The organism is Paenarthrobacter sp. AB444 (assembly GCF_028736865.1).
Lineage (GTDB): Bacteria > Actinomycetota > Actinomycetes > Actinomycetales > Micrococcaceae > Arthrobacter > Arthrobacter nicotinovorans_B.
This window is the reverse complement of record NZ_JAQZBY010000014.1, coordinates 113,322-127,278: the sequence shown is the minus strand read 5'-3', so window position 1 is coordinate 127,278 and position 13,957 is coordinate 113,322. Positions and strand designations below refer to the sequence as shown.

Genomic DNA, 13,957 nt, shown 5'->3' with positions numbered 1-13,957 from the left:
AACCAGACCTTGGCAAATCAGCGTTACCGCGATTCCAAACCCGACCTCCGAGCCCCCACCCTGCAAACGCACGCTCGAAAGCGCACCGTTTTTCAGGCTGTTATCAAGGGGTTCGGCCTCCGCAGTTCCCAGCTCCAAGCTGTCTCACTCGCGGCGACTCAGAAGACATTACACGCCCCCAACACCCAACACAAATCCACCCCCACACCCACCCAAAACCCCGCAAACACAAGCCAAACCCGCCCACACCACCCCAAAACCACCCGAAACCCAGCCAAAACACGGCCCGTGAACCCCATCACACCAAGCGACCAAGCAACCCAACCACCCGCCGTCGAACACCACCCACATTAGCGAGCGTCCACACCAAACCCGGGGGATGTGAGCGAGGATCCACGCCAAACACGGGGGATGTGAGAGAGGGGCCTTCAACACAAAAAGGGCCGGCAACCATAACGGTTGCCAGCCCTTTCAGAGCTTCACATCGGAGGTCCTAGGCGGAAACCTCGATGGTGGCCAGGTTCTTCTTGCCCCTGCGAAGGAGCAGGAAGCGGCCGTGCAGCAGTTGGTCCTCGCCGATAACGGCGTCGGGATCGGAAACCTTGGCGTTGTTGACGTACGCGCCACCTTCACCGACCGTGCGGCGCGCTGCGGACTTGCTGTCGGAAAGACCAGAGGCGACGAGGAGGTCGATGATCCCCAAGGAGTCGCTGCCGATCTTTGCAGACGGAAGCTCAGCGGTGGCAGCGGCGAGTGTCGGCTCATCGAGCACGGTCAGGTCCCCGTTACCGAAGACAGCTGCCGAGGCAGCAATCACCTTCTCGGTCGCGTCGACACCATGGACCAGCGAGGTCACTTCGAACGCAAGCTTCTTCTGGCCTTCACGGGCAAACGGGCGCTCGGCCACAGACTCCCCCAAGGCTTCGATCTCCGCACGGGAAAGGAAAGTGAACACCTTGAGGCGGTCCACGACGTCGGCATCGGCCGTGTTCAACCAGAACTGGTAGAACGTGTACGGGCTGCACATTGCCGGGTCCAACCAGATGGCGTTGCCCTCGGACTTGCCGAACTTGGTGCCGTCGGAGTTGGTGATCAGCGGCGTTCCCAAGGCATGGACACTCTTGCCCTCGACCTTGCGGATGAGCTCGGTTCCGCTGGTGAGGTTGCCCCACTGGTCCGAACCGCCGGTCTGCAGCGCACAACCGTAGTCGCGGAACAACTGGAGGTAGTCCATGCCCTGCAGGATCTGGTAACTGAACTCGGTGTAGCTGATACCTTCGTCCGAGTTCAGCCGAGATGCCACGGCATCCTTGCGCAGCATGGTGCCCACGCGGAAATGCTTGCCGATCTCCCTGAGGAAGTCGATGGCGCTCAGCGGGGCAGTCCAGTCAAGGTTGTTGACCATGCGGGCCGCGTTGTCGCCCTCGAAGCTGAGGAAACGACGCACCTGGCCCTGCAGGTAGCCCACCCATTCCGTCACTGTTTCCTTGGTGTTCAAGGTGCGTTCCGCCGTCGGACGCGGGTCGCCGATCAGGCCGGTGGAGCCGCCCACCAAACCGAGCGGCTTGTGGCCGGCCAACTGCAGTCGACGCATCAAAAGCAACTGCACAAGGTTGCCCAGGTGCAGGGATGGTGCAGTGGGATCGAAGCCACAGTAATACGTGATCGGGTCCCCGGCGAGCAGCTTTTCCAGTTCAGTTTCGTCAGTGGAAACGTGGACCAGGCCGCGCCATTTGAGCTCCTGCCAGATGTTGGCGAAAGCTGGATCGTTGTGCTGGGACTCGATGTTGTTTACGTGTGACACGAGATCTAAGTTAGCAGGATTGCGGGTACCGGTTTGCCTAGCGCTCAATGCCGGCGGGCACGGGTGCCGCCGCAATCAGGCGCAGCCGCTGCGTGGCACGCGTCATGGCAACGTACAGGTCCCCTACCTTGCCGTGCTCATGGTTGAGCATGGCCGAGGGTTCCAGGACCACGACGCCGTCGAATTCCAGTCCTTTCGCTTCCTTGGGACTGATCACCACGATGTCCTGCTCATAGCTGCCCGCGCCGGCACCAATACGGTGTCCGTAGATCTCCTTGAGCGCTGCAGTTGCCTGCGGCAGCAAGGGACCGTCGGCAATGACGGCCAGCAGGCCGCCGTCGATCGCTTCGAGTTCCTCCGGCAGGACCTCAACCAGCCGCTGGACGATGCCGTCAGCGTCCACGCGATCCACGATCGGTGACCATTTGCCTTCACGCACGGCTTTGGGTGCCGAGACCACGAGCCCTGCCCGGTTGGCCATGCGGACAGCGGCTTCGGCAATCTGGCTGGGCGTGCGGTAGTTGACCGTCAGCTCCTCGAGCGTCCAGCGGTCACCGAACGACGGCGCCAGTGCGCTCTGCCACGAATTGGCACCTGCTGCTGCACTCGTTTGGGCGATGTCACCGACGATGGTGAAGGACTTCAGCGGGCAGCGGCGCACCAACAGCCGCCACTGCATGGGCGAAAGTTCCTGGGCCTCGTCAACCACGATGTGACCAAACGCCCACGACCGGTCGCTCGTAGCGCGCTCGGCGGCCGTGAGGCGGCTTTCGCGCTCCTGGTTTTGTTCCGCGAGTTCCTCGGCCGTGACCAGGACATCGACGCCCATGGAAGCCATGTTGGCCAGGGTCTGCTTGGCGTTGGCGAGATCGCGTGCCCGGTCTGCTTCCTGCTGGGCCAGTCCCCTGCCCGCTGCCGGATCCAGTTCGCCGAGCAATTCTGCAGCCTCATCCAGCAGGGGAACATCCGCCTCGGTCCATGGCGCGTCAACCGGCCGCTGGAGCAACGATCGCTGTTCAGGGGTCAGGTGCGGCGTGCAGGCTTCAAGGATGGCGGGCTTGCTGAAGAGCTCCGAGATGAGCTTCTCGGGCGTCATCGGCATCCAGCACAGGTTCAGTGCGATGCGGACATCCCGGGCAGAACGGACGTCTTCGGCGAGGTAGGCGCGGTCGGCATTGTTGCCAATGTTCGCTTCCTCGACCATGTCCGTCAGCTGTTCCGTGAGCTCACGAAGGAGGATCTTCACGAAGGTGAGCCGTGCCTCATTGTGGGGCTTGCCCGTGGCTCGCGCTTTTTCCCGGGCCCGGCGGACCTGGCGGACGGTGAGCGTCAGCTTCCTCGAGTCGACTTCCAGGATGCGGTCTTCGGCCGGCGTCCGTTGCCGGTTGGCCACAGCGTTGGCCACCACCTTGGCCATGTCCAGCTTGCCCTTGAGCGCGGCGACGTCAGCGTTTTCCTCCGGCACGGCATGGATACCGGGCATGAGGCGGCCCAGGCTGGCCATGACCACACCGGTCTCACCCAGGGACGGCAGCACACGTTCGATGTAGTGCATGAAGGACGACGACGGCCCCACCAACAGGACACCCGCACTCTTGAGCCGTTCGCGGTGGGTATACAGCAGGTAGGCAGCACGGTGCAGGGCAACAGCGGTCTTTCCTGTACCCGGCCCACCCTGGACCACGAGGGCCCCCGAGATGGACGAACGAATGATCCGGTCCTGCTCGGACTGGATGGTGCCAACGATGTCCGACATGCGGCCGGTGCGCTTGGAGTTCAACGCCGCGAGCAGGGCACCCTCACCCTGCAGGGAGTCGTTGTCCGCCAGCATCCCTGCATCCAGGACGTCGTCCTCGATGGCCTTGACGTCACGACCTTGAAGGATCAGATGGCGACGACGACGCACGCCTTGGCGGTCAAAGGCGGTCGCCTGATAGAAATGGCCCGCTTCGGGAGCGCGCCAGTCCACCATGAGGCGCTGGAGATCGGCCGTGGACAGCCCGATGCGGCCGATGTATTGCGCCTCACCCGAATCAAGGTCCAAGCGGCCAAAGACCAAGCGGTCGTCGACGGCGTCGAGCTGGGCCAGCCGGTCCTCGTACAGAGCCGCGAACGCATCCCGCTCTGAGACGTTCTGCATGGTTCCTACCGCGCCGGCCTTGCGCACCTGCGCCAGCTGGGCGCGCTTTTCGGCGCGCAGCTCATCGAGCCGGGCGTAGAGCCCGGCAACGTATTCCTGCTCGTGGACCAAATCAGCGTCGTGCATCGAACCGTAACCCCTATCGCAAAAGACAGACCTACCATTCTACAGCGATTTTGGTAAACGTGCGGGATACAGGGTCATCTGGCGAGCGGAACAGCCGAAAGTTCACGCCCCGCGGGCAGGTGTGGGCGCGGAGTTACTACACGGTGGTTTTGCGGTTCCGGGGCCGGGCAGCCTTGTACCTGGACACCGTGGGGTCATCCTCTATCCAGAAACGCCACGGATATTCGGTGCTTCCTCCGGGCCCAGCCACTCCAACGCGAGGGCCACTGACGACGGCAGGCGCCGGAGACTCCGGCAACCACAAGCTGAACGGCGCGGCGAGCGCGTCACGGCCGGTGTCCGCCGTCGTGAGCCCCAAGGCGGAAGCTAGCCGTGCCGGGCCGCTGGCCAAATCCTTGGGCGTTTTGGATGCCGGCCGCCGTAACGTGGCGAGGCCTTCGCCGTCGACAATCTCCCCTGCCCTCAGAAGCAGGGCCGAGGCTTTACCGGCCGGGCCGCAAACCAGGTTCGCGCAGTAGTGCATGCCGTAGGTGAAGTAGACGTACAAGAACCCCGCCGGCCCGAACATCGGTGCGTTCCTCGCCGTCTGCCCGCCGAATGTGTGTGAGCCGGGGTCCGGGTGTTCGGAGTCCCGCGGGCCCATATAGGCTTCCACTTCGGTCAGCCGCACCGATACCGGGCCAGCGTCCGAGTGGTGCGTCAGGACTGCCCCCAGGATGAGCGGCGCAACAACGCGCGGGTCCCCCTCCAGGAACTTGCGCACTGCCTTGGGGTCGCTGACCCCTTTCTCCGTTGACCAACCCATGCCCTCGACCCTAGCAAAACGTCAACAACGGCCATGTCCGATTTCCGCTAGAAGTCTCCTCCGGCGGCTGGGAGGATGAAGCCATGGACTTCTGGCAGCGCTACAAGGCGATCGATGCCCGCGACACCCGCTTCGATGGCCAATTCTTCACGGCGGTCCGTTCCACCGGCATCTACTGCCGCCCGTCGTGCCCGGCGCGCACGCCGAAAGCGGAGAACGTCACCTTCTACGAAACCTCGGCCGCAGCCCACGAGGCCGGGTACCGTGCGTGCAAGCGTTGCCTTCCCGAAGCCGTGCCGGGTACGCCTGCCTGGAACCTGCGCTCGGACGTCGCCGGGCGGGCGATGCGGCTGATCAACGACGGCGTCATCACCCGTGAAGGAGTCGACGGGTTGGCGCGTCGCTTGGGATACTCGGCACGGCAGCTCAACCGCATCCTCGGCCACGAATTGGGCGCGGGCCCGCTTTCCCTGGCACGGGCCAGCAGGGCGCAAACGGCCAGGACGCTGTTGGTCTCCACGGACATGCCACTCGCGGACGTGGCCTTCGCGTCGGGGTTCAACAGCATCCGGCAGTTCAACGACACCATCGGCGAGGTGTTCGCCATGACCCCGACGGCGGTCCGCGCGACGGCGGCTCGCACGACGGCGGCTCGCACGCCGGCGGTTCCCGCGACGGCGGCAAAGTCGGGTCCCGGACGGGCATCTGCGTCGGGCCACGCCTCTGGTTCACTGACGCTCAACCTGCCATACCGGGAACCGTTCGATCCGGGGATCTTCGACTTCCTCGCCGCGCGTGCGATACCTGGCATTGAAGCGGCAGAGGCTGAGCCCGGTGGGACTTCCCCCGGCACACGGACGTACAGCCGCACTCTCCAGCTCCCGTGCGGTACAGCCTGGTTCACCGTCACCTACAGCCCCTTACTGCCGGGCAAACCATTGCGGCTGACCGCCTCGGCCGTGGACCTGCACGACCTTCCCGCGCTGTTGAGCCGGGTACGGCGGCTCTTCGACCTTGATGCGGATCCGGAGGCCATCGATGATGCCCTTGCCATGGATCCCCGACTTGCGGGGAGCGTCAGGGCCATCTCGGGGATAAGGGTTCCCGGGGCAGTCGATCCGCCAGAGCTGCTGATCCGGGCAATGATCGGGCAACAGATCACAGTCGCCGCGGCCCGGACGGCCCTTACCCAGTTGTCAGCTGCCGGATCCCGTATCGACGCAGCCGTGACCGGTCCCGATGTGCTGTTCCCGACCGCGGCAGAAATCGCCGAGCACGGCCGCGCCCTGCTGCGGGGACCCCAACGCCGTATCGACTCCATCATTTCCGCGGCCGAAGCGATGGCCTCGGGCGCTCTGGAATTCGGCTACGGGGACGACCTCGGAAGTCTCGGGCGGAAACTCCTTCCCCTTCCCGGGGTTGGGCCGTGGACGGTGGGCTACGTGGCCATGCGTGTTTTGGGCGCCCCGGATGTTTTCCTGGCCAACGACGCCGCGGTGCGAAATGGTTTGAAGGAACTGCCCGCCGGCCCCGGCCTCAGCGCCGATTTCCGGGAAGTGAGTCCTTGGCGTTCGTACGCCACGATGCACCTGTGGCGGGCAGCCGCCAAGCGCTAACCCTCGCCCACATCCCCCAGCCTTCCACCCAACCCTCGCTCACATCCCGAGGCGGCTCCCGGCGTCGAAACGCTACAGCGCCTCTGGGGAACGTGAGCGAGGGTGCGGATCAAACCGGGGGGATGTGAGCGAGGGTGCACATCAAACCCGGGGAATGTGAGCGAGCGTCCGCACCAAACAGCGGGAGAGAGGGTGCGGGATTACCGGGTGGGGGGCTCTGCGGGGACTCCGGCGGGCCAAGGCAGGAGTTCGGGGAGGTCCACGCCGTCGGCCGCTGCAGTGGCGCGGAGCGAGCCCAAGCTCGGTTCCCTGCCCGCCAGCCACGCAGCGATATCCGTGATCATGCCTGTGATCGCGATGGACGTTCCTCCGCTGCCAAGCGTCCTCGGAGGCAGGCCGGTTGGTTGGAGCACGAACTTGTACTCCCCCGGGACCCTTGCCGTTAGGAAGTCGAACAGGTGCTCGCAGAAGGACCGGTTCCAGGTCTCCGGGCCGAAACCCATCCCAAGGTCCGACGCATGGATGGTCAGTTCGCGCCACAGTGCCAGGCCGCCGTCGAGCACCGTTCCGTCACGGTAGCTGATGCGCGCCTGCCAGCCGTCCGGACCCACAGCGTCGAACGCTGCAAGCGCCGAATCAACCGCCGTGGTGACGGACGCCGTGTGCTCGTCCAGGCTGTGACCGGCCGCAAGATTGATGGCTTTGGTCCGGCCTTCCATACCGCCGTCATACAGTTCGATCTTCTCGCCCCGCCGGGCATACTCCAGTTGCCGCGCCATCGCGTTGGCAATACCGGTGAGGTGGGCCAGTACATGCCCGCGGGTCCAGCCGGGAAGTTCAGAGGGTTCCGCGACGGACGATTCGTCCATCTTTGCCAGGAGGCGGGTGACGTTGCCGGCGGCTTTGTGAAGCTCTGCGGGCAGCGTTTCAGCTGTGATCAGGGTCATAGGCCCATGCTAATGCACGCTTAAACGCAGAGCGGGATGACGCCCGGAGGCCTCATCCCGCTCTGCGTGGACGAACGCTAGGACGCGTAGGAGCGCGCAGCCTCAAGTTCCGTTTCAAGTGCTGCAAGCTGGCGTTCGACGGCGGCCGGTGCCGTTCCGCCCTGCGAGTTGCGGCTGTTGAGCGAACCTTCGGTGCTGAGCACAGTGCGGACTTCCGGGGTCAGGTGCTCCGAAATCGCTGCATACTCTTCGTCGGTCAGGTCCCACAGCTCCACACCGCGGCTTTCGGCCTGCTTGACGGCGGCACCGGAGAGCTCGTGGGCCTCGCGGAAGGGGACGCCCTGGCGGACGAGCCATTCGGCGATGTCTGTCGCCAACGCGAAGCCCTGGGGTGCCAAGGACTCCATACGCTCGGTGTTGAATGTGAGAGTGGCGATCATTCCCGAGACGGCCGGGAGCAGCAGCTCCAACGTGTCCGCAGCGTCAAAGACCGGTTCCTTGTCTTCCTGCAGGTCGCGGTTGTAGGCCAGCGGCAGGCCCTTGAGCGTAGCCAGCAGTCCGGTCAGGTTGCCGATGAGGCGGCCTGCCTTGCCGCGGGCCAACTCGGCAACATCCGGGTTCTTCTTCTGCGGCATGATCGAGGACCCCGTGGAGTACGAGTCATGCAGGGTGACGAAGGAGAACTCCTTGGTGGCCCAGAAAATGACTTCCTCGGAGATCCGGGAGAGGTCGACGCCGATCATCGAACACACCCAGGCGAACTCGGCGAAGACATCGCGGGAAGCGGTGCCGTCGATCGAGTTGTGCACGGCTGAGTAGAAACCGAGGTCGGCAGCTACAGCCTCCGGGTCGAGTCCGAGGGAAGAACCCGCCAGCGCACCGGAGCCGTACGGTGAAACACCGGCACGCTTGTCCCAGTCCTGGAGCCGCTGTACATCGCGCAACAGCGCCCAGGCGTGGGCCAGCAAGTGGTGGCTCAGCAGCACCGGCTGGGCGTGCTGCAAGTGCGTGCGCCCGGGCATGGCCACGCCCTGGTGGGCCTTGGCTTGCTCAACCAGCGCGTCAATGGTGGCGAGGACACCCTGGGCAATGATCCGGGCGTGGTCGCGAAGGAACATGCGGCCCAGCGTCGCCACTTGGTCGTTGCGGGAACGTCCGGCGCGGAGTTTGCCGCCCAGCTGGATACCGGCACGCTCGATCAGCCCACGTTCCAGGGAACCATGGACGTCCTCGTCGCTCTCAGCGGGAAGGTAGGCGCCGCTGGCGACATCCTCATCCAGCTGCGTGAGCGCTGCCAGCATGCCCTCAAGTTCGGCGTCATCGAGCAGTCCGGCCTTGTGCAGCACGCGGGCGTGCGCCTTGGAACCGGCAATGTCGTAGCGGGCCAGCCGCCAGTCAAAGTGGGTGGACTTGCTCAGTGCGGCCAGCGCGTCCGCGGGGCCGCCGGCGAAGCGGCCTCCCCACAGCGCGCCTTCGTTAGTTGCCGACGTCATTACTCGCCTGCAACCCGCAGGTCACGGCCCGAGGCAACCTTGGAGGACATGCCCCACAGCTCGATGAAACCACGTGCCATGGACTGGTCGAAGGTATCGCCGGTGTCGTAGGTGGCGAGGTCGAAGTCGTACAGCGAGGTGTCGGAACGGCGGCCGTTAACAATGGCCTGGCCACCGTGGAGGACCATGCGGATGTCACCGGAAACGTACTTCTGGGTGTCCTCAATGAAGGCATCCAGGGAGCGCTTGAGCGGCGAGAACCACTGTCCGTCGTAGACAAGCTCGGCCCAGCGCTGGCCAACAGTTGCCTTGAAACGGGCCTGCTCACGCTCGATCGTGACGTCTTCGAGGTGCTTGTGCGCCGTGATCAGCGCCATGGCACCGGGAGCTTCGTAGATCTCGCGGGACTTGATGCCCACCAGGCGGTCCTCGACGACGTCGATCCGGCCAACACCCTGGGCGCCGGCACGGCGGTTCAGTTCCTGGATGGCCTGCAGCGGGGTGACCTTCACGCCGTCGATCGCTACCGGGATACCGGCCTGGAAGGAAATGGTGACCTCATCCGGCGCCGGCGGGAATTCCGGGGTGGCGGTGTAGTCGTAGATGTCCTTGGTGGGAGCGTTCCAGATGTCCTCAAGGTAGCCGGTTTCGACGGCGCGTCCCCAGACGTTCTGGTCGATCGAGTACGGGTTCTTCTTGGTGGTCTCGATGGGCAGTCCCTTTTCCTCGGCGAAGGCGATGGCCTTGTCGCGGGTCAGGGCGAGGTCGCGGACAGGTGCGATGCACTTCAGGTCCGGGCCGAGGGTCTGGATGCCGACTTCGAAGCGGACCTGGTCGTTGCCCTTGCCCGTGCAGCCGTGGGCAACCGTCGTGGCGCCGAATTCGCGGGCAGCCTTGACCAGGTGCTTGACGATGACCGGGCGGGAGATGGCCGAGACCAGCGGGTAGTGGCCCTGGTAGAGGGCGTTGGCCTTCAAGGTGGGCATCGCGTATTCGTTGGCAAACTCGTCACGGGCATCAGCGACGTAAGCCTCGACGGCGCCGCAACCGAGGGCGCGCTGGCGGATGGTCTCCAGGGACTCGCCGCCCTGTCCGACGTCGACGGCCACAGCGATGACCTCGGCGCCGGTGGCTTCACCGATCCAGCCGATGGCTACGGACGTATCAAGGCCACCGGAGTAGGCCAGAACAATGCGCTCAGTCACGAGAGTGCTCCTTTGTTGTTGCTTGGTTCATTCGAATCTAATGCTGTGTGGATCAGTGCCGTGGAAATCAGTCAGTTGCCGGGCCCGGCTTCCTCGGCCATCTGCAGGAAGCGGGCCGCCAGTTCCGCCCCACCGTCAGCGTCCCTGGACACCAACATCACAGTGTCGTCGCCTGCGATCGTACCCAATACCGACGGCATCACGGAGTGGTCGATCGCAAGTGCCAGGAAGTTGGCGGCTCCCGGAGGCGTACGGAGCACAGCGATGTTGCCCGAAGCCTCCGCCGTAACCAGCAGTTCCCCGCACAGCCGCGTGAGCCGGGCATCGAGAATTTCCTGGGTAACGCCGCTCTTGGCGTTCCGGTCCCCGCCCTCCCCCGGAACCGCGTATACCAATGCTCCATCCTTGCCACGGACACGCACCGCGCCAAGTTCCACAAGGTCGCGGGAGAGCGTGGCTTGGGTGACCTGGACGCCGTCGTCTGCCAGCAGTGCTGCAAGCTCTGCCTGGGAACGCACGGACTCACCTGTCAGGATCGCTGTGATGCGTGCCTGTCGGGCGGTCTTGGTGGCCGGGCTGGCGCCCGGAACGGAGGGGTTGGTGGACACTAGAACGTGCTCTCGCCGGTTCCTTCGACGGGGGCGAGGCCCTCGACGAACGCAAGTCCGGAACGGTGCATCAGCCAGGCCATGAGCGCCTTCTGGGCGTGGAGGCGGTTCTCGGCCTCGTCCCAGACGATGGACTGCGGACCGTCGATGACGCCCGCCGAAATCTCGTAGCCGCGGTAGGCCGGGAGGCAGTGGAGCACGACGGCGTCCGGCGCTGCCTGTGCCATGGCTGCCTCATCCACGGAGTATTCGCGGAACAACTGAAGGCGGGCTTCTTTCTCCGCTTCCTGGCCCATGGACACCCACGTGTCGGTGGCCACGACGTCGGCACCCTTGAGAGCCTCGGCAGCGTCGCTCGTGATCAGCACGGACCCACCGGTTTCGGCAGCCCGTTCTTCCGCTGCGACCACGATGTCAGCGGCCGGAAGGTAGCCCTCCGGACCGGAAATCCGGACGTGCATTCCCGCCGTGACGCCGGCCAACAGGTACGAGTTCGCCATGTTGTTGGCGGCATCGCCCAGGTAGGCCATGGTCAGTCCGGCGAGTTCACCCTTGTGCTCCTTGACGGTCAGGAGGTCGGCCAAGAGCTGGCAAGGGTGGTAGTCATCGCACAGTGCGTTGATGACGGGCACCTTGGAGTTCTCCGCCATTGCCACCAGGCCCGAGTGGGCGCCGGTGCGCCACACGATGGTGGACACCATGCGCTCCAGGACCTTTGCGGTGTCCTCCACGGACTCCTTGTGGCCGATCTGGGCTTCACCGGGGTTGATGATCAGGGCGTTGCCACCCATGTCGGCAATGCCGGTCGCGAACGAAACACGTGTGCGGGTAGAGGTTTTGTCAAAGATCACGGCGACCGTCTTGCGGCCGTTGCCCTCACCGGCGAAAGGCTGCACGCTGTACGGTGCTGCTTTCATCCGGGCGGCCAACTCAAGCACTTCGGCCTGTTCGGCCGGGCTGAGATCAGTGTCCTTGAGGAAGTGACGGGTGGAAATGCTCACTGTGCGTCCTTAGCGGTGGTGGCGGTGGCCGTAGCGATCAGGTCAGGCAGGGCTGCCAGGAAACGGTCAGCCTGTTCGGTGGTCAGGATGAGCGGCGGCGCCAGGCGGACGGTCCGGGGACCGGGACTGTTGATGATGAAGCCTGCCTCAAGGCCGGCGGTCACCATGGCGGGGGCGATCTCCGCGTCGACGTCGAAGCCGATCAGCAAACCTTCGCCACGGACTTGGGCAACACCCTCGACGGCGGCAATCCCCTGGCGAAGGTACTGGCCAACCGAGGTGACATTCTGCAGCACGCCCTGGGTTTCGATGGCATGAAGGGTGGCCAGCGCGGCGGCCGTGGCCACTGGATTTCCACCGAAAGTGGTGCCGTGTTGCCCGGCGGTGAGCAGGGCCGACGTCGTACTTCCGTATGTGAGCAGGGCGCCGATCGGGAAGCCGCCGCCGAGACCCTTGGCGAGGGTGACGGCGTCGGGAACGATTCCGGCGTCTTCGCTTGCCAGCCACTTGCCGGTCCGGCCGATGCCAGTCTGGACCTCGTCGAGGATCAGCAGTGCGCCGGCGGCTGTGGTGGCCTCGCGTGCAGCCTTCAAGTATTCGGCGCTGAGGGGCCGGACGCCGGCTTCACCCTGGATCGGTTCCAGGAACACGGCCGCGGTGGAATCGTCGACGGCGGCACGCAGGGCCTCGATGTCACCGAACGGAACGTGGACCACGCCACCGGGCAGAGGCTCGAAAGGCGCACGGTAGGCCTCTTTTGCCGTGAGCGCCAGGGCACCCATGGTCCGTCCGTGGAACGCGCCTTCAAGGGCGATGATCTTGGTGCGCTTGCCATCGCCGTTGTTCCGGCGGGCCAGTTTGAAGGCGGCTTCGTTGGCCTCCGTGCCGGAGTTGGCGAAGAAGACCTTGGAGCCTGTCGGAGCCTTGGTCAGTTCCAGCAGCTTTTCAGCGAGCGCGATCTGCGTTGGGCTCGTGAAGAAATTGGATACGTGCCCCAGTGTGGCCAGTTGGCTGGAAATGACCGAGGTAACGAACGGGTGGGCATGGCCCAGTGCGTTCACTGCGATGCCGCCGAGGAGGTCCAGGTATTCCTTGCCGTCAGCGTCCCACACCAGGCAACCGGCGCCACGGACCAGCACACGCTGGGGAGTACCGAACACACCCATCAGGGAACCCGAGTAGCGGGCCAGCCAATCGGCACCACTGCTGTGGCCTGTGATGGCATCGGCCGGAGTTTCGACCACTGCTGCTTCGTTGGTGCTCATGCGTTCACGTCCTCGTCGGGTACTACTTGGGTGCCGATGCCCGCCGTCGTAAAGGTCTCCAACAGCATCGAGTGCGCCAGGCGGCCGTCGACAATGTGGGCGCGCTCGACGCCCTCATCGATGGCTTTCAGGCAGGCGGCCATCTTGGGGATCATGCCGGATTCGAGTTTGGGGAGCATGTCGCGGAGCTCTGAAGCGGTCAGCGAGGAAATCAGCGAGGATTTGTCCGGCCAATTGGCGTAGAGGCCTTCGACGTCGGTCAGGATGACCAGCTTGGAGGCCCCCAAGGCTGACGCGACCGCAGCCGCGGCGGTATCGGCGTTGACGTTGAGGACCTGGCCGGTGGTCTGGAAGCCGTTGCCGTCCTCAGTGATTTCCGGGGCGACGGTGGAGATCACCGGGATGCGGCCAGCGTCGAGGATGTCCTTGATCCCTGCGGGATCCACTCCCACGACTTCGCCCACCAGCCCAAGGTCCACTTCTTCGCCGTCCACCACGGTGCCTGTGCGCACGGCACGCAAGAGCCCGCCGTCTTCGCCGGACATGCCGACGGCGTAGGGACCATGGGAGTTGATCAGGCCGACGAGTTCACGTCCGACCTGGCCCGTGAGGACCATGCGCACCACGTCCATGGCTTCAGGGGTGGTGACCCGCAGGCCGCCCTTGAACTCGGACTCGATGCCGAGCCGGCCAAGCATGGAGTTGATCTGGGGCCCGCCACCGTGGACAACCACCGGGTGGATGCCGACGTGGTGGAGGAACACAATGTCTTCGGCAAAGGCGCGGCGAAGGTCATCGTTCACCATCGCGTTGCCACCGTACTTGATCACCATGGTGGTTCCGGCGAAGCGCTGGATCCATGGCAAGGCCTCGATCAGTGTTGCCGCTTTGTCCTGGGCCGCACTCATGGACGTGTTCTCGCGGGTATGCGCAGTCATCGTCATCCC

At 64.8% G+C, this 13,957-nt stretch carries 11 protein-coding genes; 1 reads left to right on the top strand and 10 read right to left on the bottom strand.

Translation table 11 applies throughout. The annotated features are described in order from the left end of the window. Positions 1 to 493: 493 nt before the first annotated feature. The 3 genes from tyrS to PQ627_RS16685 form a co-directional block, all read right to left on the bottom strand. Positions 494 to 1,804 carry a tyrosine--tRNA ligase gene (tyrS, locus tag PQ627_RS16695; protein WP_274262585.1) on the bottom strand — a complete coding sequence of 437 codons (1,311 nt, stop codon included), beginning with the start codon at positions 1,802 to 1,804 and terminating at the stop codon, positions 494 to 496. A gap of 37 nt (positions 1,805 to 1,841) precedes the next feature. After that, positions 1,842 to 4,070: a HelD family protein gene (locus PQ627_RS16690; protein WP_274262584.1), complete on the bottom strand. Its 2,229-nt coding sequence runs from the start codon at positions 4,068 to 4,070 to the stop codon at positions 1,842 to 1,844. A gap of 136 nt (positions 4,071 to 4,206) precedes the next feature. After that, positions 4,207 to 4,875: a DNA-3-methyladenine glycosylase gene (locus PQ627_RS16685; RefSeq protein WP_274262583.1), complete on the bottom strand. Its 669-nt coding sequence runs from the start codon at positions 4,873 to 4,875 to the stop codon at positions 4,207 to 4,209. Positions 4,876 to 4,958: 83 nt separating this feature from the next. Here PQ627_RS16685 and PQ627_RS16680 point away from each other — a divergent pair, with 83 nt between their 5' ends. Then, complete coding sequence (locus PQ627_RS16680; RefSeq protein WP_274262582.1) at positions 4,959 to 6,491, top strand: AlkA N-terminal domain-containing protein; 1,533 nt, start codon at positions 4,959 to 4,961, stop codon at positions 6,489 to 6,491. 200 nt (positions 6,492 to 6,691) lie between these two features. Here the strand turns inward: PQ627_RS16680 and PQ627_RS16675 are convergent, their stop codons facing one another. From PQ627_RS16675 to argB, 7 genes are all read right to left on the bottom strand, one after another. Beyond that, a complete protein-coding gene (locus tag PQ627_RS16675; RefSeq protein WP_274262581.1) occupies positions 6,692 to 7,438 on the bottom strand; it encodes a maleylpyruvate isomerase family mycothiol-dependent enzyme in 747 nt (248 codons plus the stop codon). 77 nt (positions 7,439 to 7,515) lie between these two features. Further along, positions 7,516 to 8,931 carry an argininosuccinate lyase gene (argH, locus tag PQ627_RS16670; RefSeq protein ID WP_274262580.1) on the bottom strand — a complete coding sequence of 472 codons (1,416 nt, stop codon included), beginning with the start codon at positions 8,929 to 8,931 and terminating at the stop codon, positions 7,516 to 7,518. After that, positions 8,931 to 10,136 carry an argininosuccinate synthase gene (locus PQ627_RS16665; RefSeq protein ID WP_144663087.1) on the bottom strand — a complete coding sequence of 402 codons (1,206 nt, stop codon included), beginning with the start codon at positions 10,134 to 10,136 and terminating at the stop codon, positions 8,931 to 8,933. Before PQ627_RS16665 ends, argH begins: the two co-directional genes overlap by 1 nt. 71 nt (positions 10,137 to 10,207) lie before the next feature. Next, a complete protein-coding gene (locus PQ627_RS16660) occupies positions 10,208 to 10,744 on the bottom strand; it encodes an arginine repressor (protein WP_144663086.1) in 537 nt (178 codons plus the stop codon). After that, positions 10,744 to 11,745 carry an ornithine carbamoyltransferase gene (gene argF, locus PQ627_RS16655; RefSeq protein WP_274262579.1) on the bottom strand — a complete coding sequence of 334 codons (1,002 nt, stop codon included), beginning with the start codon at positions 11,743 to 11,745 and terminating at the stop codon, positions 10,744 to 10,746. Before argF ends, PQ627_RS16660 begins: the two co-directional genes overlap by 1 nt. Next, on the bottom strand, positions 11,742 to 13,010 hold the full coding sequence (locus PQ627_RS16650; RefSeq protein ID WP_274262578.1) for an acetylornithine transaminase: 1,269 nt from the start codon (positions 13,008 to 13,010) through the stop codon (positions 11,742 to 11,744). Before PQ627_RS16650 ends, argF begins: the two co-directional genes overlap by 4 nt. Beyond that, positions 13,007 to 13,948 carry an acetylglutamate kinase gene (gene argB / locus PQ627_RS16645; RefSeq protein ID WP_144663083.1) on the bottom strand — a complete coding sequence of 314 codons (942 nt, stop codon included), beginning with the start codon at positions 13,946 to 13,948 and terminating at the stop codon, positions 13,007 to 13,009. The genes PQ627_RS16650 and argB overlap by 4 nt, the downstream gene beginning before the upstream one ends. Between the last annotated feature and the right edge of the window lie 9 nt (positions 13,949 to 13,957).

Bases quoted from the DNA above. Each gene is read 5' to 3' on its own strand.
- PQ627_RS16680 (WP_274262582.1), top strand. From the start codon at position 4,959: ATGGACTTCTGGCAGCGCTACAAGGCGATCGATGCCCGCGACACCCGC.
- PQ627_RS16650 (WP_274262578.1), bottom strand. From the start codon at position 13,010: ATGAGCACCAACGAAGCAGCAGTGGTCGAAACTCCGGCCGATGCCATC.
- PQ627_RS16685 (WP_274262583.1), bottom strand. From the start codon at position 4,875: ATGGGTTGGTCAACGGAGAAAGGGGTCAGCGACCCCAAGGCAGTGCGC.
- PQ627_RS16675 (WP_274262581.1), bottom strand. From the start codon at position 7,438: ATGACCCTGATCACAGCTGAAACGCTGCCCGCAGAGCTTCACAAAGCC.
- PQ627_RS16690 (WP_274262584.1), bottom strand. From the start codon at position 4,070: ATGCACGACGCTGATTTGGTCCACGAGCAGGAATACGTTGCCGGGCTC.
- argB (WP_144663083.1), bottom strand. From the start codon at position 13,948: ATGACTGCGCATACCCGCGAGAACACGTCCATGAGTGCGGCCCAGGAC.
- argH (WP_274262580.1), bottom strand. From the start codon at position 8,931: ATGACGTCGGCAACTAACGAAGGCGCGCTGTGGGGAGGCCGCTTCGCC.